19 protein-coding genes are annotated in these 21214 nt (G+C 75.1%); 8 read left to right on the top strand and 11 right to left on the bottom strand.

The window, feature by feature from the left end; translation table 11 throughout:
• Window positions 1-3: 3 nt before the first annotated feature.
• Window positions 4-1404, bottom strand: a complete 1401-nt coding sequence (locus tag ACVWNX_RS01550) for a WD40 repeat domain-containing protein (protein WP_454412014.1) — start codon at window positions 1402-1404, stop codon at window positions 4-6.
• Window positions 1405-1596: 192 nt separating this feature from the next.
• Here ACVWNX_RS01550 and ACVWNX_RS01545 point away from each other — a divergent pair, with 192 nt between their 5' ends.
• On the top strand, window positions 1597-2106 hold the full coding sequence (locus ACVWNX_RS01545; protein WP_454412013.1) for an NUDIX hydrolase: 510 nt from the start codon (window positions 1597-1599) through the stop codon (window positions 2104-2106).
• 86 nt (window positions 2107-2192) lie between these two features.
• Here ACVWNX_RS01545 and ACVWNX_RS01540 read toward each other — a convergent pair whose 3' ends face one another.
• Both ACVWNX_RS01540 and ACVWNX_RS01535 read right to left on the bottom strand, forming a co-directional pair.
• Entirely contained in the window at window positions 2193-3467 is a 1275-nt protein-coding gene (locus ACVWNX_RS01540) for a transglycosylase family protein (protein ID WP_454412012.1), read from the bottom strand.
• Window positions 3461-4807 carry an FG-GAP repeat domain-containing protein gene (locus ACVWNX_RS01535; RefSeq protein WP_454412011.1) on the bottom strand — a complete coding sequence of 449 codons (1347 nt, stop codon included), beginning with the start codon at window positions 4805-4807 and terminating at the stop codon, window positions 3461-3463. The genes ACVWNX_RS01540 and ACVWNX_RS01535 overlap by 7 nt, the downstream gene beginning before the upstream one ends.
• Window positions 4808-5405: 598 nt before the next feature.
• Here ACVWNX_RS01535 and ACVWNX_RS01530 point away from each other — a divergent pair.
• On the top strand, window positions 5406-6371 hold the full coding sequence (locus ACVWNX_RS01530) for an AraC family transcriptional regulator (protein ID WP_454412010.1): 966 nt from the start codon (window positions 5406-5408) through the stop codon (window positions 6369-6371).
• Between the two features lie 41 nt (window positions 6372-6412).
• Here the strand turns inward: ACVWNX_RS01530 and ACVWNX_RS01525 are convergent, their stop codons facing one another.
• A complete protein-coding gene (locus ACVWNX_RS01525) occupies window positions 6413-7258 on the bottom strand; it encodes a hypothetical protein (RefSeq protein ID WP_454412009.1) in 846 nt (281 codons plus the stop codon).
• Here ACVWNX_RS01525 and ACVWNX_RS01520 point away from each other — a divergent pair.
• Window positions 7257-7592, top strand: a complete 336-nt coding sequence (locus ACVWNX_RS01520; RefSeq protein ID WP_454415051.1) for a hypothetical protein — start codon at window positions 7257-7259, stop codon at window positions 7590-7592. The two genes, ACVWNX_RS01525 and ACVWNX_RS01520, sit on opposite strands and share 2 nt — an antisense overlap.
• Before the next feature lie 19 nt (window positions 7593-7611).
• Here ACVWNX_RS01520 and ACVWNX_RS01515 read toward each other — a convergent pair whose 3' ends face one another.
• Window positions 7612-8448: an SDR family NAD(P)-dependent oxidoreductase gene (locus ACVWNX_RS01515; RefSeq protein WP_454412008.1), complete on the bottom strand. Its 837-nt coding sequence runs from the start codon at window positions 8446-8448 to the stop codon at window positions 7612-7614.
• A gap of 75 nt (window positions 8449-8523) precedes the next feature.
• On the opposite strand from ACVWNX_RS01515, the gene ACVWNX_RS01510 reads away from it, so the two are divergent.
• The gene (locus tag ACVWNX_RS01510) at window positions 8524-8937 is read left to right on the top strand and encodes a winged helix-turn-helix transcriptional regulator (protein ID WP_454412007.1); all 414 of its coding nucleotides are present in this window, start codon (window positions 8524-8526) and stop codon (window positions 8935-8937) included.
• A gap of 118 nt (window positions 8938-9055) precedes the next feature.
• Here ACVWNX_RS01510 and ACVWNX_RS01505 read toward each other — a convergent pair whose 3' ends face one another.
• Together ACVWNX_RS01505 and ACVWNX_RS01500 are read right to left on the bottom strand one after the other, a co-directional pair.
• Window positions 9056-9472 (bottom strand): hypothetical protein, encoded by a 417-nt coding sequence (locus ACVWNX_RS01505; protein ID WP_454412006.1) that lies wholly within the window; start codon window positions 9470-9472, stop codon window positions 9056-9058.
• 300 nt (window positions 9473-9772) lie between these two features.
• A complete protein-coding gene (locus ACVWNX_RS01500) occupies window positions 9773-11128 on the bottom strand; it encodes an FG-GAP and VCBS repeat-containing protein (RefSeq protein ID WP_454412005.1) in 1356 nt (451 codons plus the stop codon).
• Between the two features lie 649 nt (window positions 11129-11777).
• Between ACVWNX_RS01500 and ACVWNX_RS01495 the strand changes: the two genes are divergently transcribed.
• From ACVWNX_RS01495 to ACVWNX_RS01485, 3 genes are all read left to right on the top strand, one after another.
• Window positions 11778-12044, top strand: a complete 267-nt coding sequence (locus tag ACVWNX_RS01495; protein WP_454412004.1) for a hypothetical protein — start codon at window positions 11778-11780, stop codon at window positions 12042-12044.
• 46 nt (window positions 12045-12090) lie between these two features.
• On the top strand, window positions 12091-12306 hold the full coding sequence (locus tag ACVWNX_RS01490; protein WP_454412003.1) for a hypothetical protein: 216 nt from the start codon (window positions 12091-12093) through the stop codon (window positions 12304-12306).
• A gap of 139 nt (window positions 12307-12445) precedes the next feature.
• A complete protein-coding gene (locus tag ACVWNX_RS01485; RefSeq protein ID WP_454412002.1) occupies window positions 12446-13678 on the top strand; it encodes a glycosyltransferase in 1233 nt (410 codons plus the stop codon).
• A gap of 277 nt (window positions 13679-13955) precedes the next feature.
• On the opposite strand, the gene ACVWNX_RS01480 is transcribed toward ACVWNX_RS01485, so the two are convergent.
• Window positions 13956-15296, bottom strand: coding sequence for a transposase (locus ACVWNX_RS01480; RefSeq protein ID WP_454412001.1), 1341 nt, complete (start codon window positions 15294-15296; stop codon window positions 13956-13958).
• Between the two features lie 247 nt (window positions 15297-15543).
• Between ACVWNX_RS01480 and ACVWNX_RS01475 the strand changes: the two genes are divergently transcribed.
• Entirely contained in the window at window positions 15544-16395 is an 852-nt protein-coding gene (locus ACVWNX_RS01475) for an SDR family NAD(P)-dependent oxidoreductase (protein ID WP_454412000.1), read from the top strand.
• Between the two features lie 13 nt (window positions 16396-16408).
• Here the strand turns inward: ACVWNX_RS01475 and ACVWNX_RS01470 are convergent, their stop codons facing one another.
• From ACVWNX_RS01470 to ccrA, 3 genes are all read right to left on the bottom strand, one after another.
• Window positions 16409-17713 carry a beta-ketoacyl-ACP synthase III gene (locus ACVWNX_RS01470; protein ID WP_454411999.1) on the bottom strand — a complete coding sequence of 435 codons (1305 nt, stop codon included), beginning with the start codon at window positions 17711-17713 and terminating at the stop codon, window positions 16409-16411.
• The gene (locus ACVWNX_RS01465) at window positions 17713-19605 is read right to left on the bottom strand and encodes a fatty acyl-AMP ligase (protein ID WP_454411998.1); all 1893 of its coding nucleotides are present in this window, start codon (window positions 19603-19605) and stop codon (window positions 17713-17715) included. Before ACVWNX_RS01465 ends, ACVWNX_RS01470 begins: the two co-directional genes overlap by 1 nt.
• Before the next feature lie 256 nt (window positions 19606-19861).
• On the bottom strand, window positions 19862-21211 hold the full coding sequence (gene ccrA / locus ACVWNX_RS01460; protein WP_454411997.1) for a crotonyl-CoA carboxylase/reductase: 1350 nt from the start codon (window positions 21209-21211) through the stop codon (window positions 19862-19864).
• Window positions 21212-21214: the final 3 nt, after the last annotated feature.

Here is a 21214-nt window from a genome sequence, read left to right as displayed (position 1 = left end):
GGGTCAGGGGAGGTCGGGCGGGAGGAAGTGCACCCCGGTGGTGCCGTTCCGGTTGCCCGCGGCCAGCAGGGTGCCCGAGGGGGAGCAGACCAGGGAGACCGCGATGGACGTGGTGCCGCAGTCCGTCAGCGGGGTGCCCAGGGGCGAGCCGGTCGCCAGGTGCCACAGCCGTACCGTGCGGTCCGTGCCGCTGCTGGTCGCCAGGAGGCGTCCGTCCGGAGTGAGCGCGGCGCCGCTGATCGCCCCCGTGTGACCGAGGAGCGGGCCGGTGGTGGGGCGGCCGGTGGTGGGGTTCCAGAGCCGTACGGTGCGGTCGTGTCCGGTGGTGACCAGGGTGCGCCCGTCGGGGGTGAGCAGCACCTGGGCGACGGGGCCGGTGTGGCCGGTGAGGGGTTTGCCCACGGGGTGGCCGGTGGCGGGGTTCCAGCGGCGCACCGCGCCGTCCTGACCGCCGGTCACCAGCAGTCGGCCCTTGACGGAGAGGGCCAGGGCGCCCGGGCCCGCCAGGTCCGCCGGGAGCGGATCGGCGACGGGCAGGCCGGTGGTGGGGTTCCAGAGCCGTACGGTGCGGTCGTGCCCGGCGGTGACCAGGGTCCGGTCGTCGGGGGTGAACAGGATCCGGGTCACGGGACCGGTGTGACCGGTCAGGGGCTCGCCGACGGATCCGCCGGTGGCGGGGTCCCAGCGGCGCACCGTGCCGTCCTGGCCGCCGGTCGCCAGCAGTCGGCCGTCACGGGAGAAGGCCAGGGCGAGGACCCGGCCGGTGTGCCCCGTCAGGGGCCCGCCCACGGGCCGCCCGTTCGCCGGGTCCCACAGCCGTACCGCGCGGTCCCAGCTGGCGCTGGCGAGCGGGGTCCCGGAGGGGGCGAAGGCGAGGGCGGTGACCGGCCCCTCGTGCCCCCGCAGGGGAGGTCCCGCCACCCGGGCGGTCACGGGGTCCCACAGCCGTATCGCCGGGTCCCACCCGGCGGTGGCGAGCGGGGTTCCGGAGGGCGCGAAGGCGAGCGCGCTGACCGCTCCGGAATGGCCCCCCAGTGTCAGCGCGTACCAGAAGGCCCCCCGCCCCGGACCGCCGGGCGCGCCGTCGTTCCCGGTCCGGGGGCGGGCCCGGCACGCCTCCCGCCAGGGCCGGAGCGCCGGGTCGTCGGGCGGGAGCGGGCCCCGGTGCCCGCCGCCGTGCAGCATCAGCGCGCGGACCAGGTCGACCACGGTGTCGGCGTCCAGCGCCCGCCGTCCCGTGAAGGCGGCGTCGAGGACGGACGGCGACAGGGTGTGGATCCCGTGGCGTTCCGCTTCGCGCAGGACCGCCCGGGGCGGTGGTGAGCCCCGCTCGGCGCGCAGCCCGCGCAGCGCGGCGGCGAGGGCGGCCAGCCGCTCGCCGGTGGTGCCGTCGGCCGGTCCCATGGGTCCCCCTGGTGTGCGCGGTTCGCTGTCCGGATGGTTCGGGCGGTTCGGATGTTCGAGTGTGGACGGAGAACCCGCTCCGCGGCGACCGGTTCCGGACGGCGGCGGACGCGTGCCGGACCGCCGGGGCCTCCGGGGCCGTCCGCCGGGGTCCGCCGGACCGGCGGCGCGTTCCCTGGCATCGTGGTGTCCATGGGTGAACTGGTCGACAGGGTCGACGGACGGGACCGGGTGGTGGGGGTCGTCGACCGGGCCGAGGCGATCCGCCGGGGCTGGCCGCACCGCGTCGCCACCATCGTGTGCCGCGACGGGGAGGGACGGTTCCTCGTCCACCGCCGTCCCGGCGGTTCGCCCCGCTTCCCGGGGCGGTACAACTGGATGCTCGGCGGCGCGGTCGCGGCCGGTGAGTCGTACCGGGCGGCGGCGGCCCGCGAACTGCGGGAGGAACTGGGCGTGGACGCGGTTCCCCGCCCGGTGCTCAGATTCCTGTGCGCGGGGGCGATCGCCCCCTACTGGCTCGGACTGCACGAGGCCGTCGTCATGACGCCCGTGCGCCCGGACGGACGGGAGGTCGCCTGGCACGGCTGGCTGACCCGGACGGAACTCGAATCCCTGGTACGGCAGCGGGAGTTCGTCCCGGACGCCCGCGAGGCGTTCGACCGGTACCGCGCCCTCGGCGGAGCGGCGCGGACACCGGAGTAGCCGGGCCGGGGCTCCCGGCCCGGCGGTGCCGGAGTCCGCGCCCGCCCCGACCGGGGTCGGCACGGGCACGGACTCCGGTGGGCGGATCACCAGTTGGTGCCGATCTGCACCCGGCCGCCGCCGCCGAAGCCGGGGCCGGAGTAGCGGTACAGCCGGTCGGTGACGGGATCCACGGCGAGCAGGTCGGGCACGCCGTCGCCGGTGAGGTCGCCGATGCCGGTGAGGTTGGTCATGGAGTCCCAGTTGGTGCCGACCCTGACCTTGGTGGAGCCGCCGTAGCCGGGCCCCGAGTACCGGAACAGCTCCCCGGTCCGGGCGTGCACGGCGAGCAGGTCCGTAGTGCCGTCGCCGGTGAGGTCGCCCACGCCCACCAGGGTGTCGTAGACGTTCCACCCGTGGCCGATCCTGACCCGGCCGCCGCCCCCGAAGCCGGGGCCGGAGTAGCGGTAGAGGTCACCGCTGGACGCCTCCACCGCGATCAGGTCGGGCACGCCGTCCCCGGTCTGGTCGCCCACCGGGGTCACCTTGGTCATGGAGTCCCAGTTGGTGCCGACCTTGACCCTGGTGGAGCCGCCGTAGCGCGGCCCCGAGTAGCGGTACAGGTCCCCGGTCCGGGCGTGCACGGCGAGCAGGTCCGCCACCCCGTCACCGGTGAGGTCGCCGGGGCTGAGGAGCCGGCTCATCCCGTTCCAGCCGTAGCCCAGCTTCACCCGCGTGGAGCCGCCGAAGCCGGGGGCGGAGTAGCGGTACAGGTCGCCGGTCCGCTTCTCCACCGCGAGCAGCTCGGTCCTCCCGTCGCCGGTGAGGTCGCCCACCGGGGTCAGCTGGGCCATCTTCGACTGGGGGGCGGGCGGTTCGGCGGGGTACGGGTCGGCGTGGTCGTCGCCGAGCCGGGCCCGGGCCCCGCACACCGGCCAGGCGCCGGGCCCCTGGGTGGCGAGGATCTTCTCGGCGACACGGATCTGCTGCTCCTTGGTCGCCTGGTGGGGGTAGCCGCTGTACTGCGTCCCGCCGAAGTCGTCCCAGGTGGCCTTGTGGATCTGGAGCCCGCCGTAGTAGCCGTTGCCGGTGTTGATGGCCCAGTCGCCGCCGCTCTCGCAGGCGGCGACCTTGTCCCAGGTGGCGACGGACGCGGCGGTCGCGGTCGGTGCCGTGACCGGGATCAGGGCGCACGCGGTCAGCAGGGCGACGAGACCGCCCCTCCAGCCGTGCCGCCGGGCGCGCGTCCCGCCCGGTGGACGGCCGTGCGGCGCCGGGGCGGTACGGGATTTCCCGGGCGCTTCCCGGTCCGCACGGCCCGGACGGCCCGGCACGGCGGCCGACTTCGTGGTGGTGGGCCGGGGGCCGGGGCGGGCTACCACTTGGTCCCGATCTGGACGCGGCTGCCGCCGCCGAAGCCGGGGCCGGAGTAGCGGTACAGCTTCTGGGTGGCGGCGTCGACGGCGAGGAGGTCGGGGACGCCGTCGCCGGTGAGGTCGCCGATGCCGGTGAGGTTGGTCATGGAGTCCCAGTTGGTGCCGACCTTGACCTTGGTGGAGCCGCCGAAGCCGGGCCCCGAGTACCGGAACAGCTCCCCGGTCTCCGCGTGGACCCCGAGGATGTCCGCGACGCCGTCGCCCGTCAGATCGCCCACGCCCACCAGCGTGTGGTAGGCGTTCCAGCCGTGGCCGATCTTCACCCGGGTGGAACCGCCGTAGCCGGGGCCGCTGTAGCGGTACAGGTCGCCGCTGGAGCGCTCGACCGCGATGAGGTCGGGACGGCCGTCACCGGTCACGTCGCCGATCGGGGTGACCTGCGCCATGGAGTCCCAGTTGGTGCCGACCTTGACCTTGGTGGAGCCGCCGAAGCCGGGCCCCGAGTACCGGTACAGGTCCCCGGTGTCCGCCTGCACGGCCAGGATGTCGTTGTTGCCGTCGCCCGTCAGATCGCCGATCCCGACGATGTCGCTGATGGAGTTCCAGCCGTGGCCGATCTTCGTCCTGGTGCCGCCGCCGTACCCGGGGCCCAGGTACCGGTAGAGGTCGCCGGTCGCCGTCTCGACCGCGATCACGTCGGGCTTGCCGTCGTCGTTCACGTCGCCGACCGGGGTGACGTTGGTCATCCCCTTGTCCGGCACCGGCACCGGGGTGTCGACGACCTTGTTGTAGCGGTACGGCTTGAACCCGTTGGCCTGGATGTAGGACCGGGTGTACTGGGCCCTGCGCGCCACCGTGCCGGGGCGGGCGTGCTCGATGATGTTCGCGGTGGTGCGGGAGCTGTTGGCCCACCCGGTGAAGAGCACCACATGGCTGCTGACGTCGTTCAGCGCGTCCCCGGGCTGCAGGTCGTCCAGGTCGCCGAGCCGGGTGGAGTAGTCGGGCAGGGTCCGGGTGGTGGCGCTGGTGCTGAGGTGCCAGGCCATCGAGACGAGACCGGAGCAGTCCGTGCGGTAGAGACGGCCCTGGGGGTCGCGGTGGTAGCCGCTCTGGCTGTACGGCACCTGCTGGGCGACCCAGTACTCGGCGCGGCTGATGATCTCGGCCCGGTCGATCGCCCCGCCGACGGTCGAGGTGGCGGCCGCGTCCGCGGCGGTGGTCGCCGCGACGGACGCGGGTGCCGCCTGGGACGGGGCCGTCAGACCGAGGACGGCCGAGGCGAGTGCGAGGGTGACCGCCGCCGAACGGACGGCGGCGCGCGGGAAGCGCTGTGCTGACCACAACATGAGGAACTCCACGGTCGGAGGGAGTGGCGCACGGCGGGGGAAGGACCCCGCCGCCCGGGGCGCCGGTCGGCCCGGACCCGGAGGACCGGACCTCCGGTGCCCCCGGGGCCGTTCCGGGCGCCACGGGCGTGGGCACGGAACACGGACTGTGGGGGGACAAGGAGAACCGGGGAGGCGGACCGGTGTGGGTGTGCGGTCCGCCTCCCCGGCGAACCACACGCTACGGCCTTGCTCCGATGGGGAGTTGACGAGGAGCGCGGGTCTTCTTGACATCGCGCGCGGGACGGGGTCCGGCCCCCGCGGCGCGGGGCCGGGGCGCGGTCACCCGCCGCCGGAACGTCCCACTCCGGAAGCCCCGCCCGGTCCGGGAACCCCGCCCGGTCCGGAAGCCCCGCCCGGAGCGGAAGCCCGCCCGGTCCCGAAGCCCCGCCCGGAGCGGCCCCACCCGGAACAGGCTCCGCCCGGAGCCGCCCCGCCCGGAACGGACCCGTCCGGAAAGGCCGTTCCGGCGACGGGAAACCGCCAGGAGGAACGCAGTCCTCCGGGCCACCACGGACGTCGTACTCCGGTAGGAGCACACGACCGTAGGAGGACCGCCATGTGGGTGTGGACGTCGACCGATGACATCGCCGAGGACGACCGTGCCGACTGGTACCACGAGACCGTGGCCCGGACCGTGGCGCCCCATCGGCTGAGGATCGCGGACCCCACCGCCCTCCGCGCCCGGATCGGGGTGCTGCGCCTGGGCGGGATCGAGGTGTCCAGCCACACCCACGCGTACGACTCCTGGCGGACGCCCCGGCTGATCCGGCAGAGCGATCCGGAGCAGTACCTGCTCGGCTTCGTCTCCGGAGGCGCGATGGGGATCTCCCTGCTCCGCGAGAGCTCCCGGGTCGACCCGGGAGGCGCGGTCTTCTTCGACACCTCACACCCCTACTTCGCGGGCCCCCCGGACCGGGAGGGCGCCGTGGTCACCCTTCTGCACATCCCCCGCGCGGAGATCGCGCTGCCCGCCGACCGGCTGGACGCCGCACTGGGCCGGGGCATGTCCGCGCACCACGGCATCGGCGGCATCCTCCACCAGTTCCTCCTGTCCCTGACGGCCCACGCCGCCGACTGCGCCCCGCAGGAGATCCGTCTGCTGGAACGGACGGCGGTCGACCTGGCGTCCGGACTGCTGGCCCGTCAGCTCGCCCTGCGCGAAAGGCTCCCCGCCGAGACCCGGGAACAGATCGCGCTGAGGACGATCGACGCCTTCATCGACGACCACCTCGCCGACCCCGCCCTCACCCCCAGGGCGGTCGCCGAACACCACCACGTCTCGCTGCGCACCCTCCACCACCTCTTCCGGGGCCGCGAGGAGACCGTGGCCGCCACCATCCGCCGACGCCGCCTCGAACGCTGCCGCGCCGACCTCACCGACCCCGCCCAGGACGACCGGCCGATCCACGCCATCGCCAGGGCCTGGGGCATCAGCGGGGCGTCGGTGTTCAGCCGGATGTTCCGCGACGCCTACGGGATGTCGCCCACCGCCGCACGGCGACGGGCCCGCGACCGGAACTGAGCGCCCGGGGCCGGGACCTCCGCACCGGGCGCCCGCTTCCGTCACCCGATCCGGAAGACCGCCGAAGCCGCCTGTCCCTCGCCCAGCTCCCAGCCCGCGACGACCTGGTGTCCCGGCTGGTCCGCGAACCAGTCGAGGGCCGCCGGACAGTTCCCGGGGCCGAGGTAACGCGCCCCGTCACCACGGGCCCAGTGGTCCGTCAGACACAGCAGACGGAGGTGGTCGCGCAGCCGGGCACCGGGGACGCGGGACAGCGCGGCGTCCCACCGGGGTTCCACCTCGGCCTCCGGCGGCAGCGGGACCAGCCCCTCCGGGCCGCCCGTGGTCCAGGTGGCGGCGCGCATCGCGTCGAACAGCGTCCCGTCCGTGTCCACCCGCAGCAGCAGACCCGCCATCAGCAGCTCGTCCTCGTCGACCTCGTCCAGGGAGTCGCCGTGCTCGGCGAACACCCGGGCGAGGTCCGCGCCGGACACCGCCCGCCGGGAGTCCCGGGCCGGGTGCGCGACCGCGTCCAGCGCCCCGGCGGCCGCCGCGCCGAACGGTCCGTCCGGGTCGAACGCGTCGTCCTCCCACAGCCAGATCGACCGCCCGAGGTCGAAGGACCACCCGCTCCAGCCGAGCGGGACGCCGTCCTCGTCGTAACGGGCGCCGTCGACCGGTATGCCCCGGGCGACGGCGTCCGGGTCCAGTTCACCGTCGAGGAGGTCGCCGAGGACCGTGGACGGCATCAGATCGTCCTGGTGGAAGAACGCGTACCGGGGCTCCGGCGCCGGGCCGGCGGCGGCACCGGGCCCGAAGGGCGCGTCCAGCAGCACCTCGAAGGCACGGGCCAGTTCACGCTCCCACGGCTGCGGGGCGGGGACGGGCTCGGGGACGGACGACGACATGGGCGCTCCTCGTGCGGGACGGACTCCGGGCGCGGTCGGCGTCCCGGCGGCCGAGGGCACCGGGCCGACCGCGTCACCACGGTTGCGCAGTGGTCTACCACAGGGGTCCGACAACGCCGCCCGGCCGCCCGTCACGGACACCGCCACCGACGGCACCACCGGGGGCGGCGGGGACGGCGCGGGGTCGTGCTCGATCGTCTCCAACTCGGGGAACTGCTACGCGGCGGGGCAGTTCTGCCGCGACGGCGACCACGGCGCCGTCACCACCACGGCCGACGGGACGAAGATCACCTGCGCGTACCGCTCCAACGCCTGGCGCTGGACGTACGTCTGACGGGCGGCGCGCGTCCGGGTCAGCGGCCCGGGCGGCGCAGCAGTTCCTCGGTGTAGTCGGCCAGCCGGGCGGCGTCCCCCGGGTCCAGGGTCCTCAGGGACCGGGGGACCGGCCGGCCCCGGTCGACGGCGGACAGCTCCTCGGCGGGCGGACGGTCGATCCACTCGACCACCGGCCGCACCGCCTCGGCCACCGGGCGGGCGAAGAACCTCCCGAGCAGCCTCACCGCCCCCCGGACCAGGGGACTCGGGTGCCCGTCGGCGCCGCTGCGGGTGAACCCGGGGTGGTACAGCACGTAGCGGGCCCGGCCCCGGTCCCGCTCGGCGAACGCCACGCCCAGCAGGTCGTTGGCGCGCCCGGCCTGGAGCTGGGCGCGGACCTGTCCGTAGCGGCGGGTCAGCTGGGGGTCGTCCCAGTGGATCCGGCCCGCCGTGTTCCCCACCCCGGCCACGTTGACGATCACCGGAGCGGCGCTGGCGTCCAGCAGCGGACGCAGCCCCCGGCCGAGCAGAAGGCGGCTCAGGTAGTACAGGGCGAACGTGGACTCCAGCCCGTCCACGGTCGTCACCCGCCGGGGGGCGACCCGGTTGGCGAACAGCGCCAGCGCGTCGACCCGGTCGTGCCGCTCGGCGATCCGCGCGACGACCCGTTCGTTCTCCGCGATCGAGGACAGGTCCGCCCTCAGGAACCGCAGGTTCGGGTGGGCGGCGTGGGCGAGCAGCGCGCGTCCCTTGGCCTCGCCGCTGCCGATCACGGTGACGTGGTCGCCCCTCGCCAGCCGGGCCAGGGCGGTCGCCCGGCCCATGCCGTCGGTGCCGCCGCTGACGATCACGGTCTTCGCTGGTTGGTCCGGCACGGTGTCCTCCGTAGGGTCGGGGTCGGCCCCTCCATCGTGGGCCGCCCCCGTCACCGTCCGGAAGAAGGCAGTTCGATGTCCGATGCGCACACCGGTGTTCCCTCGGTCCTCGCCCATGACCTCCCCCGCCCGGTCCCGGCCGGTGAACTCGCCGTGTGCCCGGTCGGCGAGGTGCTCCGGAGGGTGGGCGACAAGTGGAGCGTGCTCCTGGTGGTCCTGCTGGGCGGCCGACCGCACCGCTACAACGAGTTGCACCGGTCGGTCGAGGGCATCAGCCAGCGCATGCTGACTCGGACGCTGCGCGGGCTGGAGGCCGACGGGCTGGTGCGGCGCGAGGTGCGTCCCACGGTCCCGCCGAGCGTCGAGTACAGCCTCACCCCGCTGGGGCGCACCCTGCTCCCGCCGCTGTCGGCCCTCGCCGACTGGGCGGTGGACCACGCGGCCGAGATCCAGGAGGCGCGGGCCCGCTTCGCCTCAGGTGCGCGGTGACGCCCCCGTCGCGGTGGACGGCCCGGACGGGTGAAACGGGACGGGCACCCTCCGGGGAGGGTGCCCGTCCGTGGGCCGGGCGGTGGGCGGTCCCGTCCGGGGCCCGCCCACCGCGCGGTCAGTGCTCGACCAGTCCGACGACCCGGTCCACGACGCCACGGGTGAAGGTGACGGTGGCCCACACCGTGTACCGGTCCTTCTTCAGGGTCCGCTCCAGCTGGGCCGGGGTGCAGCGGTAGGGCAGCTGCCGCCCCCCGTCGCAGATCACGCCCAGGGAGTCGATGACCTTGGTGGTGGTCGAGAGGAGGAGGATCCGGGGCGTCCGGCCGTTGCCGGGATCCACGACGATCTTGCCGGGGGCCAGGTACGACAGCTGGCCCACGAGCTTCCCGGAGGCGGGCGCCCGCGTCACCGACTCGCTCACGGCCGGGGCCTTCGCGGTGTCCGGGGCGGCGGACGCCGTGGCGGCGGGCGCGGCCAGGGCGGCGGCCCCGAGGGCGGTGGCGAGCGCCACGGCGGCGATGTGCTTGCGCATGAGGAAGTCCCCGTTCTCTCTGTCGGTCGTGTGCCGGTCACCGGCCCGTGCTCCCGGCGACAGGCACAACGTAGGCGCGCCACCGCACGGTCACCCCACGGACGGGTAACGGTCGTCCATCGGGGACCCGTCGGTTTCCGCACGGCCCGTTGGTTCCAACTCGCCTTTTCCGTAACGGACTTGATTCATGCTGGGCTTCCGTCGCGGGCCCGGACGGACGAGACCGGAGGGGTACGGGTCCGGACGGACGAGGGCCCCGGACCTTCGGGAGAAGGTCCGGGGCCCCGGGGCCGCACGCGCTCAGCGGGCGAAGCGCGTACCGAACATGGTGCTGCCGCTGTCCAGGCCCAGATCACCCGGGTTGACGGCGTACGACGACTTCCCGGTCACCGTGGTGGACGTCCCGGGCAGGACCCAGACGGCCCCCGAGTCCGGCTCGGAGGTGTCCTCGCGGGGCGCGCCGACCGCGAGGTCGGCGCGGCGGTCGCCGGTCAGCTCCGTCAGGGAGACCGCCTTGCCGAACTCGTCGCCCGTCTCGGCCACGCCCGGCACCCGGGCCGAGTTCTGGTGCAGGACCACCGCGCCCGTGCCGCGCAGACCGGCGGCGGCGCCCTTGAGGACCACCACCGTGCCCGCGTCCTTGAGGCCGCGCCCGTTCACGGTCAGCTTCTCGCCGGGCACCCCGACCGCGACGTCGGCGTACCCGTCGCCGTTGACGTCACCGACCGAGAGGGCGTCCCCGAACTGGTCGCCCTTCTCGTTGACGCCGGGGACGCCCGCGCTGTTCTGGTTGAGCGTCGTGGTGCGCGTCCCGGGGCCCGAGCCCGAGCCGTAGAGGACCTTCACCGTTCCGTGGTCGTAGAGGAGGTCCTCCACCAGCCCGTTGGGCACCGTGCGGATGACCAGGTCGTCCTTGCCGTCGCCGTTCACGTCACCGGCGGCGGCCCGGGCGCCGGCCTCCAGATAGCGCGAGGAGGTGGCGGGCAGCCCCTGGCCGCTCCCGGTCCACAGCTGGCTGCGGCGGCCCGACTCCTCGAAGGCGTGCAGGGTGACGAGGTCGTCCTTGCCGTCGTCGTTGAAGTCCCCGGCCACCACGTCGGTCGGCCGGAACGTCTCCCTGGTCTCCAGGGTCACCGTCCTGGCGGGCCGTCCGTCCCGGCCGAAGGGGCCGTAGCCCACCCGCAGCCGTACGTCCGCCGCGTCCTCGGGAGCCGTGCCCACGAGGTCCAGGTGCCCGTCGCCGTTGAAGTCGCCCGCGGTCAGACGGCCGTCGAGTTCCACGTCGGCGGGGACCGTGACCGGCTGGGCGGTCAGCCGGCCGGCCCGGCCCCAGTGGATCCACACCCCGCCCACGTCACCGGTCCGGCGCACCGCCAGGTCGGTGCGGCCGTCCCCGTCGAAGTCCCCGGCGACCGGTCGGGTGCCCGGCACTTCCTGGTGCCGGGTGCCGCGTCCGCCGTACAGCACGCTGACGTACTCGGCGGCGCCCGCCTCCACGGCCAGGTCCCCGCGGCCGTCCCCGTCGAAGTCCGTGACGGGGACGGCGGCCGGGGCGCGGCCGGAATCCGCCCATGCGGCGGGTACGGGTCCGACGGGTGACACGAGGACCCCCGCGAGCGTGGCACAGCACAGCGCGAGCCGATGACGAGCGAGCATCGAACCTCCCCAAGCCCCTGAGGGCCGGTTGACGGCCCGCCCGCGGACCGCGGGCGGCGGGCCGCCACCGTGCGGCCGTACCGCCTAGACCAGCCAACCGGGGGAAGAGTTGTACGGCTTGGACGGGAAAGTCCCCGGTGGGGTGAACGGCGGGGCCGCCGTTCCGCCGGACGCCTCCCCGCCCCGCCTTCCGGAGGGGGCGGCCGGCGGCGGGGACACGGGCGGCGGGACGGCGACCCCGCGTTCCTCCCGGACGGCGGCAACGCTCCGACGGGCGGCGGGACATGGGGCCGCGTAGACTGGAACACACAAGTGCGGCCCATGAGCGAAGAGCGAATGAGGCGACGAGCGAAACGGCACGGGACGTCGTCCCGTGGTCCCTCGCCCCGCCGTTCCGCTCCCACCCCGCTCGTCATCCGCCCTCCGGTCGGTTCTCCGGAATCTCCCGGGTCCTTCCCGGAATCCTTTCGGATTCACCGGTATTCCTCTGGAGATTCCCTCGCGCCGGATGTTCCGTGCGTGTGCCACCGGATGGGCGTTCCAGCGAGAAGTGACCTCCGCGACCCCCGGGGTGGTATCGGGCGACGGGAATTCCCGTGGGCGCGCGGCGAACGGCTCGTCCTCATTCCCGCTGGAGAGGAGGAACGCCATGGCCTGGGAGATCGGGGCCTACTGGCTGAACACCGGGGCGACCCAGGACTTCTGGTTCAGCTGGGACGAGACCTGGCAGGGACTGCAGTACGCGCAGACCAGACCGGCACCGAGCGGAGCGCGGGTGGACGTCGTCGCGTACGGGATCCAGAACCGGGGCACGACCAGTACCCACTGGGACGGACTCATCACCTACTGGCTCACCGTCGTCAACCGGGCGAATCACGGCACCAATTTCTATATCCGCGGTGCCGGACTGGGATAGGAGCGCCACGATGAATCTGATAACGCGAGGTGAAAGGCTCCTCGTCGTGACCGACGGGAAAGGCCGTATCACCGCCGCCCTGTGGCCGGGCCCGGGAGGGCCGGACGCGCCGACACGCGTCGGCGTCGTGCTCTCGGACGGACAGGAGGCGTACGAAGTGGACCTTCCCGCCGCGCTCGACGGACCGGAGGAGGTGGACTTCAGCCAGTTCACCGTCCGTACGGACGCCACGGGAACGGCGACCCTGGTACCGGCCGGATGACACGGGGGGCGACCGGGAGGAACTCCCGTTCCTCGCCACTCTCAAGCTATAGCGCATGGGGGGCCTTGCCACAAGGCCCCCTTTCCGTCGGAGAATCACCGGCTGAAGCCGGAAGCCGAGAGACGGGGGACCGTGAGGAATGCGGGTGCTGTTGTCGACCTACGGGTCGCGAGGAGACGTGGAACCACTGGTGGGGCTCGCCGTACGGGTGCGGGAGCTGGGGGCGGAAGTGCGGGTGTGCGCACCGCCGGACGAGGAGTTCGTGGCGCGGCTGGCGGACGCCGGGGTGCCGGTGGTGCCGGTCGGCTGGGCGGTGCGCCCGATGGTGACCGGGGCGGTGCCGCCGCCGGACGGTGATCTGCCGCGCCGCGCGGCGGAGTGGGTCACCACGCAGTTCGCCGCGGTCGCCGAGGCCGCGAAGGGGTGCGACGTGGTGGTCGGGGCCGGGATGATGCCGGTCGCGGAGCCGTCGGTGGCCGAACGGCTCGGCGTCCCGTACGTCTACGCGACCTATCAGCCGGTGACCCTGCCCTCGCCGTACCGGCCGCCGCTGCCGAGGCCGGGACGGCCGTTCCCGCCGGAGGTGACCGACAACCTGGAGCTGTGGGACCTGGACGCCCGGGACATCGGGGAGCTGTTCGGTCCCGCCCTCAACGCCCACCGGGAGTCGTTGGGCCTGCCGCCGGTGGACCGCGTCCGCGACCACTTCTACACCGGACAGCCCTGGCTGGCGGCCGACCCGGTGCTCAGCCCCTGGCGTCCGACCGGCCTCGACGTCGTCCAGACCGGCGCCTGGACCGCCCCGGACGGGCGCCCGCTCCCGGTGGAGCTGGAGGAGTTCCTCGCGGCGGGCGGACCACCGGTGTACGTGGGGTTCGGCAGCATGCCGATGCGGGCCGCCGAGGACGTCGCCCGGGTGGCCGTCGAGGCGGTGCGCGGCCGAGGCCGCCGGGTGGTGCTGGCCCGGGGGTGGGCCGGGCTGTCGGCCGAGGGCGGGGACGACGTCCTCGTCGTCGGTGAGGTCAACCAGCAGGCGCTGTTCGGCCGGGTGGCCGCCGTCGTCCACCACGGTGGCGCGGGCACCACCACCACGGCCGCGCGGGCCGGGGCGCCCCAGGTGGTGGTGGCGCAGGCGGTGGACCAGCCGTACTGGGCGGACCGGGTGGCGGCGCTGGGGATCGGCGCGGCGCACGACGGACCCGTCCCGACCGTCGGTTCGCTGTCGGCCGCGCTGGGAACGGCCCTCGACCCCGGGGTCCGCGCCCGGGCGCGGGCGGTGGCCGGGACGGTACGGACGGACGGGGCGGCGGTGGCCGCGCGGCTGCTGCTCGACGAGGCCCGCAGGGGAGGCCGTCGCCGACCTGGTGGGTAGGCGTCGGAGGCCGTCCCGCTCCGGCCCTCCGGCCGACGCCCGGTGGGCGTCGTACTCCTCCCGCAACGACGACAGCCAGTGGTAGTCGCCGAGACGATCGGTGCGGACCTCGTCGAGCGGAGCGAGCCGGAGGTTCCGGTCCGGCGGGTCCCGCGCCCGGTCCGGCGGGTGCGGCTCCGGAGGGGGCACCCGGGTCGGTGGTCCTGGCGCTCCTCCAGGGCGACACCGTCCCGGTCCGGAGGGCGCCCGGTCCGGTGCGCCCGGGGGCGATGCCCCCTCAGCGGGGGGCCTCGGCCCCGGCCGTCTCCCCGCGGGGGCGGACGAGGGGGTCCGTGGACACCGGGGCGGTGCCCGCCCGTTCGCGCACCGCGCGCTCCTCGGCGGCGGCCCTGCGCAGGGTGTCCAGCCGCCGTGGGGCGAGGCCCGGCGGACCGGGGGAGCGGTCGCCGCTCCCGGCGCCGCCCCGGTCGGGGACACCGGCCGCCGTGACGAGCGACTCGAACGCCCCGGCCAGGGCCCACTGCTGGAAGCGGTGGTGGACGGTCTGCCAGGCGCCGTACCGAGGGGGGACGCTGCGCCAGGAGGCGCCGGTGCGGAACCGCCACAGCACCCCGTCGAACTGTTCGCGCAGCCCCTCCGGGTAGGGGCCGCGCTCCCCGACGGGGAGCAGCGGGAGGACCGACTCCCACTCCCCGTCGGTGAGGTCGCCGGGGGACGCCGTGGCCGGGTCCGGGGCGGGGGCGTCCGGCCGTCCGCCGGGGCGGGGCGGGTCCAGTTCGGTCAGCAGCGAGCGGACCGCCTCGACCACGTGCATCACCAGGGTGGGATCGGCGCCCGCCCGGGCGTGGGCGCTCATCCGGACGGCGGGCGAACGGGGCAGACCGGGGTACTCGACCAGACCGTCCGGACCCCCGCTGGTGGCCGCCAGCAGCGCCACGCCGAGTCCGGCGCGGGCGGCGTCCAGCACCCCGGCGAGATAGGCGGCGTCGCAGACGACCGAGGCGGGTATGGAGTGCGCGGCCAGCACGTCCAGCGCCCGGCGGCGGATGGCGCAGGGCTCCTCGATCGCCACCAGCGGCAGCGCGCCCCGCGCGGGCGGGGTCCAGCCGGGAGCGGCGTACCACTTCAGGGGCAGTCCGCCGAGCGGGATGCCCCGCAGCGGGACGGCCTCGGTGACGTAGACCGCCAGGTCCACCGCCCTGCGGTCCACGGCCTCCACCAGCCGCACGGAACGGTCGATGCGGAACCGCAGCTCCCGGCGGGGGCCGGTGGCGTGGACCGCGTCGGTGATCCTGGGCAGGATCTGCGCGGCGGCGTGCTCGGCGGAACCGAAGACCAGGGTGGCCGGGCCGGAGTCCAGCAGCCGCCGGGCGGCCTCGTCGTGCACGCCGAGTATCCAGCGCGCCTCGTGGAGCAGGAGGTCACCCGCCGGGGTGAACCGGGTGACCCTGCCCACCCGTTCGACGACCGGTCGGCCGAGCGTCTTCTCCAGCCGCCGCACGTGCTGGCTGACCGCCGACTGGCTGAGGGCCAGCGACTCGGCCGCCCGACGGAACCCGCCTTCGTCCGCGACGGCCACCAGACTGCGCAGCGCGATGATGTCAAGGACCGGTCTCATGGCCGCACGCTAGCATCAACTAATGTGTATTTCATGTGACTTGGGGTCCTTTTTCCCTGCGGGAGGGCCTCGGGGCCCGCCCGGCGCGAGGTGCCGTCGAACTAGGGGACGGAGACGGGACGTTAGGGGTTGGCCCGGCCCGGCGACGATGACACGTTGGGCGGGACACCGGCCGTGCCCCGCGACCCTCCCGGGCGGGCCCCGCCGGTGCCCTCCCGCCCACGCGCCCACCGGAAGAGGCACGCCCATGACCACCGCAGCACCCCGTACCGTCCTGATCACCGGCACCTCCTCCGGCATCGGGCTGGCCACCGCCGTCGCGGCGGCCCGCGCCGGATGGAACGTCGTCGCCACCCTCCGCGAACCCGGCCGGGCGGACGCCCTGCGCGCGGCCCTCGCGGAGGCCGGTGTCGTCGAACGGGTCCGGATCGAGCGCCTCGACGTCACCGACCCCGCCTCCGTCACGGCGGCCGTGAGCGGCGCGGTCACCCGGTACGGACGCCTGGACGCGGTGGTCGCCAACGCCGGGATCGGACAGCTCGGCACCGTCGAACAGATCGGTGTGGAGCCCTTCCGGTCCGTCATGGAGACCAACTTCTTCGGAGTCGTGGAACTCGTCCTGGCCGCCCTGCCCCGGCTGCGCGCCGACGGCGGCCGGATCGTCGCCGTCAGCAGCCTCGGCGGAGTGATCGGCCAGCCCTTCAACGAGGCGTACTGCGCCGCCAAGTTCGCCCTGGAGGGCTTCCTGGAGTCCCTCGCCCCGGTCGCGGCGAGCACCGGGGTACGGGTCTCCGTCGTCGAACCCGGCCCGGTGGCCAGCGAGTTCGTCAACCGTCTCGGGCCCTCGGTGCCCGCCCTGGTGGAGCGGGCCGGGCCCTACGAGGCGGCCTTCAAGTCGTATCTGGAGACCACGGCGGGCTACTTCGACCAGGCGCAGAGCGCGGACGGCGCGGCGGACGTCGTCCTCGACGCCCTCACCGCCGGGCGGCCCGCCTTCCGGATCCAGACCTCCGGCCTCGCGCGGGACCTCGCCCGGATCAAACTCGCCGACGTGGACGGTTCCGCCGTCCAGGGCTTCACCGCCCCCTGGCTCACCTGACCGGCCCGCTCCCTCACGGCAGCGCCACCACCTGGGCCGCGTGGTTGAGCCCCGCCCCGAACCCCACCAGCAGCGCCAGACCGCCCCGGGGCACCGCGCCCCGGGCGAGCAACCCGTCCACGGCGAGCGGGATCGACGCCGCCGAGGTGTTGCCCGCGTGGACGACGTCCCGGGCCACCACCACGTGCGGCGGCAGCCCCAGGGCGGTGGCCGCCCCGTCGACGATCCGCAGATTGGCCTGGTGCGGGACGAACGCGGCCAGGTCGGCCGTGGTCAGCCCGGCGGCGGCGAGCGCGGCGGCGGCCGTCCTCGGCACGGTCGCCACCGCCCACCGGAACACGGCGGGCCCGTCCATCCGCAGGGTGGCCGGGCCCGCCGGGCCGTCCCCGGGCGCGGGCCAGGGCGCCTGGTGGGCGATGGCCCGGTGGCGGTCGCCCTCGGACCCCCAGACCACCGGCCCGATCCCGGGCTCGGCGGCGGGACCGACGACGACCGCCCCGGCGCCGTCCCCGAAGAGGAAGGCCGTCCCCCGGTCCCCGGGGTCCACGATGTCGGTCATCCGCTCCGAACCGACCACCACCACGTATCTGCTGTTGCCCGACCGGATCAGGGAGTCCGCCGTCGCGAGCGCGTGGCAGAACCCCGCGCACGCCGCGCCCAGGTCCATGGCGCCCGCCCCGACGGCCCCCAGCCGGTGGGCGACCCGGGGCGCCGCCGGGGGCGACTGCTCCCGGTGGGACATCGACGCCAGCAGGACCGTGTCCACCTCGTCCGGTGCCACGCCCGCCTGCGCCAGCGCCTTCACCGAGGCGGCCACCGCCATGCTGACGACCGTGTCGTCGGCCGCCGCGAAGCGCCGGGTCGCGATCCCCGACCGGCGCCGGATCCACTCGTCGCTCGATCCGATCGGCCCGGCCACCTCGGCGTTGCCCACCACCCGGGCGGGCCGGTACGCGCCGACGCCCAGCACCCGGGCGCCCGGTACCGTCGCCGGGGCGGTCAGCGCGCGGGGCGCGGCCCGGACGTCCTGCTCCGCGTCCGGCCGGGGCCACGGGCCCGGTCCGGTCGGCGTCTCCGGTCCGGTCCGGGTGTCCGGTCCGGACCGGGTGCCGGGTCCGTCGTACGTCGTCCGGGGTCGGACGCCGTCCGTCGTTCCACCGCCCGCCGGACCCGGTCCGCCGGTCCGTCCGTCGGTCCGTGTGTCCCCGGTCGTCGTCCCGGGACCGCTGTCCGTCGGCCCGCCGACCGCCGACCGGCCGACGCCGTGTGCGCCCGGTCCGCCGGTCCGGGTGTCCCCGGTCGTCGTCCTCCCGTCCATCACGCCTCCGCCGTGTCCGGGCGGGGGCCGAACTCCCCGTCCAGGTAGCGCCGCCGGGTCAGCCGACGCTGCACCTTGCCGCTGGAGGTCTTCGGCAGCGCGCCCCGTCTGACCAGCAGCACCTCGTCGGCCGTCAGCCGCTGGCCGTCGCGCACCGCCTCCCGCACCCGGGTCCGCAGCGCCTCCGGACCCCCGTCGCGCAGGGCCCGGCCGTCGGCCTCCACCACCAGCACCAGCCGTTCGTCGGTGCCGTCGTCCACCGAGAAGGCCGCCGCGCAGTTCGGGCGCAGCGCGGGGTCGGCCCCTTCCGCCGACGCCTCGACGTCCTGCGGGTAGTAGTTGCGGCCCTTGCGGATGATCACGTCCTTGATCCGGCCGGTGACGAACAGCTCGCCACCGTGGACGAACCCCAGGTCCCCGGTGCGCAGCCAGGTGCCCAGGGCCTCCTCGCCCGCCAGCCTGGCCCCGAAGGTCTCCAGGCTCTCGCCGGGCCGCCCGTGGTAACCGTCCGCGACACAGGGGCCGTTGACCCAGATCTCCCCGATCCGGCCGTCCGGCAGGGACGTGCGGGTGGCCGGGTCCGCGATCCGCACCGAGCTGGCGCCCACGGTGGTGCCGCAGCCGACGGCGTGGACGACCCGGGGGTCGGCGGGGGGCCGCGGCGCCGGGTCCCCGTCCGTGGGGTTCCCGGCCGTGAGGCCGGTGGGGTTCGCGGGATCTGTGAGGTCCGTGGGGTCCGCCAGGTCAGGGAGGGGTTCGGCGCGGCCCTCGCGCAGGGCCTCGGCGGAGAGGCGGAGCAGGACGGGCTCCTGGTCCTCGCGTCCCCCGGTGACCTTCAGGGTGTTCTCCGCCAGCCCGTAGCCGGGGCACATCGCCCGGGAGCGGAAGCCCGCCGCCGCGAAGGCCCGGGTGAACGCGCGCACGGTGTTCCAGCGCACCGGCTCCGCACCGTTGGCGGCCACCCGCAGACTGGACAGGTCGAGCCCCTCGGGGAGTCCGCCCGCCACCGCGTCCCGCGCGCACAGCTCGTAGGCGAAGCTCGGCGCCGCGGTGTGACTGCCACGGAACCGGGAGATCGCCTCCAGCCAGCGGGCCGGTCGCCGGATGAACGCCTCGGGAGCCATCAGATAGGCCGGGATGCCCGCCCACAGCGGCAGCACCACACCGAACAGCATCCCCATGTCGTGGAAGAGCGGCAGCCAGTTGACCACGGCGCTGTCCCGTCGGCAGGGCCACAGCAGATCCGTCTCGGCCACGTTGGCCCGGAAGTTGGCGTGGGTGACCCGGACGCCCTTCGGATCGCCGGTGGAGCCCGAGGTGTACTGGAGCAGGGCGATGTCGTCGGGCCCCGGCGCCGGACCGGTCGGCTCACCGGCCTCCGGCTCCGGCCCGGTGGGTCCCCCGGCCCCGGGCTCCGGCCCGGGCTCCGTGGCGGACCCGAGGTCCACCAGGGTGAGCCCGGACAGTTCCGGGGTGTCGCCGAAGCGCTCCTCCAGATCGCTCTTGACGGCGGCCGTCGTGAGCACGGTCGTCGTCCCGGCGTCGTCCGCGATGCGGCGCAGCCGTTCCAGTCCGCGCCGTCGGCTGGGCACCTGCACCGGGGCCCCCGCGACGCCCGCCGTCATGCAGGCCAGCAGGGTGGAGACGAACTCCAGACCGGACGGGTAGAGCAGCACGGCGGCGCCGCCGCGCAGTCCGGCCGCCTCCAGCACGGCGGCCCGGGCCCGTGCGGCGCGGTCGAGTTGACGGTAGGTCAGCTGGGCTTCGGGGGTCTCGCCGTCCCGGAGGAAGACGTAGGCGACGTCGTCGGGCTGGGTCCTGCCACGTAGCCGTAGAACCTCGGGGAGGCTGGGCGAATCGGTCACGAGGGGAGCGAGTGCGGTGGCGGTCATGGGCGTCGTGACTCTCCTTGCTGGGGCGTGGCCCGGCGGTGCGCGCGGCCGGTGTCGTGACGTTCCGGGAGCCGGTGGGGTGGGGGTGCGGAGGCCGGTGGGGGCCCCGGGGTTGGGGAGGTCGGTGGGGGTGGCCCCGGGGGCGCGGAGGCCGGTGGGGTGGGCAAGGCGAGGCGGCCCGGGGAGACGGGAGGCCGGTGCGGCGGGGCCCGTGAGGCCGTGGGGCCGTGGGGCCGGGGGCCGGAGCCCGGGAGGCTCAGCCGGTGAGCGCCGGGGAGGGGACCGGCCGCAGCGGATTGAGGCGCTCCTCCCCGATCGCGGCCCGCAGTCCGGGGTCGGTGACCCCCAGCCCGGGAGCGGGTGCCAGGGCCAGGACCCCGACCTTCCCGGTGTGCCGGTTCGTCTGCACCAGCCGGGCCGCCTCCCCGATCCGGGACAGCGGGAAGACCTCCGACAGCACCGGAGAGATCGCGCCGAGCTTCATCAGCCGCATCATCTCCGCCGCCTCGTGCAGGTTCATGCCGTGGCTGCCGACGATCCGCTTGAGGTTCATCCAGAAGTACCGGTTGTCGAAGGAGTGCTCGTAGCCGGTGCTCGAACCGCAGGTGACGACGGTGCCGCCGCGCCGGGCCACGATCACCGAGATCCCGAAGGTGGCCCTGCCGACGTGGTCGAAGACGATGTGCGGGTCCTCGCCCAGCTCCGCCCGGACGGCACGGCCGAGCCGTTTGGCCAGCTCCACCGTCCCGGCGCCGGTCGCCGGGACGCCGCCGATGCCGATCTCCTCCCGGTTGATGACCACGTCGCAGCCCAGCCGCTCCAGCAGCTTCGCCTTGGACTCGGAGTTCACCACCCCCACCGGGATGCCCCCGCCGTTCTTGACCAGCTGCACGGCGAAGGCGCCGAGGCCGCCCGCCGCGCCCCAGATCAGCACGATGTCGCCCTGCTTGAAGCGGGCCCCCCGGTCGCTGACCAGCATCCGGTAGGCGGTACCGCCGCACAGGGGCACGCAAGCGGTCTCCTCCCAGGTCAGATGGGCGGGCTTGGGCAGCAACTGGCTGGCCCGGACGACGGTGTAGTGCGCCAGGCCGCCGAAGTTGGTCTCGTACCCCCACGCCTTCTGGTCCGCGCCGAGCATCCCGTCGGAGTGCGTCACCGGGTCCTGCTCGTCCACCACCGCCGCGTTGACGGCCACGTGGTCGCCGATCCGCCAGCGGCGGACCCCGGCGCCCACCCGGACGACCACCCCCGCCGCGTCCGAGCCGACCACCTGGAACGGCTGGTCGTGCCGGGCGGTGTAGCCGCCCGCCCGGGCGAACCGCCGGAGGGCGCCGAACGTCGACACCGGCTTGAAGGTCGCCGACCACACGGTGTTGTAGTTGACGGAGCTGGCCATCACCGCCACCAGCACCTCGTCCGGGGCGAGTTCGGGCATCGGCACCCGGCCGACCCGTAGCGAGCGCCGTACGTCGCTGTCCGCGTCCCCGTCGAACATGCCGACGTCCTCGCGCCGGATGTGCGCCGCCACGAAGTCCCGGGGGACCGGAGCGCGTTCCAGTTCGTCGGCGGGGGCTCCCCGGAGAACCGCCTCGGTCAGCTCGTCCATATG

Source organism: Streptomyces sp. JNUCC 64, assembly GCF_054484115.1.
Note: the sequence above shows the minus strand (reverse complement) of the source record. Positions and strands in the feature narration are given on the sequence as shown.

Excerpts from the sequence above, each read along its gene's own strand:
- ACVWNX_RS01550 (WP_454412014.1), bottom strand. The coding sequence starts at position 1,404 with ATGGGACCGGCCGACGGCACCACCGGCGAGCGGCTGGCCGCCCTCGCC.
- ACVWNX_RS01545 (WP_454412013.1), top strand. The coding sequence starts at position 1,597 with ATGGGTGAACTGGTCGACAGGGTCGACGGACGGGACCGGGTGGTGGGG.
- ACVWNX_RS01535 (WP_454412011.1), bottom strand. The coding sequence starts at position 4,807 with ATGTTGTGGTCAGCACAGCGCTTCCCGCGCGCCGCCGTCCGTTCGGCG.
- ACVWNX_RS01530 (WP_454412010.1), top strand. The coding sequence starts at position 5,406 with ATGTGGGTGTGGACGTCGACCGATGACATCGCCGAGGACGACCGTGCC.
- ACVWNX_RS01520 (WP_454415051.1), top strand. The coding sequence starts at position 7,257 with ATGGGCGCTCCTCGTGCGGGACGGACTCCGGGCGCGGTCGGCGTCCCG.
- ACVWNX_RS01525 (WP_454412009.1), bottom strand. The coding sequence starts at position 7,258 with ATGTCGTCGTCCGTCCCCGAGCCCGTCCCCGCCCCGCAGCCGTGGGAG.
- ACVWNX_RS01510 (WP_454412007.1), top strand. The coding sequence starts at position 8,524 with ATGTCCGATGCGCACACCGGTGTTCCCTCGGTCCTCGCCCATGACCTC.
- ACVWNX_RS01505 (WP_454412006.1), bottom strand. The coding sequence starts at position 9,472 with ATGCGCAAGCACATCGCCGCCGTGGCGCTCGCCACCGCCCTCGGGGCC.
- ACVWNX_RS01500 (WP_454412005.1), bottom strand. The coding sequence starts at position 11,128 with ATGCTCGCTCGTCATCGGCTCGCGCTGTGCTGTGCCACGCTCGCGGGG.
- ACVWNX_RS01495 (WP_454412004.1), top strand. The coding sequence starts at position 11,778 with ATGGCCTGGGAGATCGGGGCCTACTGGCTGAACACCGGGGCGACCCAG.
- ACVWNX_RS01485 (WP_454412002.1), top strand. The coding sequence starts at position 12,446 with ATGCGGGTGCTGTTGTCGACCTACGGGTCGCGAGGAGACGTGGAACCA.
- ACVWNX_RS01480 (WP_454412001.1), bottom strand. The coding sequence starts at position 15,296 with ATGAGACCGGTCCTTGACATCATCGCGCTGCGCAGTCTGGTGGCCGTC.
- ACVWNX_RS01475 (WP_454412000.1), top strand. The coding sequence starts at position 15,544 with ATGACCACCGCAGCACCCCGTACCGTCCTGATCACCGGCACCTCCTCC.
- ACVWNX_RS01470 (WP_454411999.1), bottom strand. The coding sequence starts at position 17,713 with ATGGACGGGAGGACGACGACCGGGGACACCCGGACCGGCGGACCGGGC.
- ACVWNX_RS01465 (WP_454411998.1), bottom strand. The coding sequence starts at position 19,605 with ATGACCGCCACCGCACTCGCTCCCCTCGTGACCGATTCGCCCAGCCTC.
- ccrA (WP_454411997.1), bottom strand. The coding sequence starts at position 21,211 with ATGGACGAGCTGACCGAGGCGGTTCTCCGGGGAGCCCCCGCCGACGAA.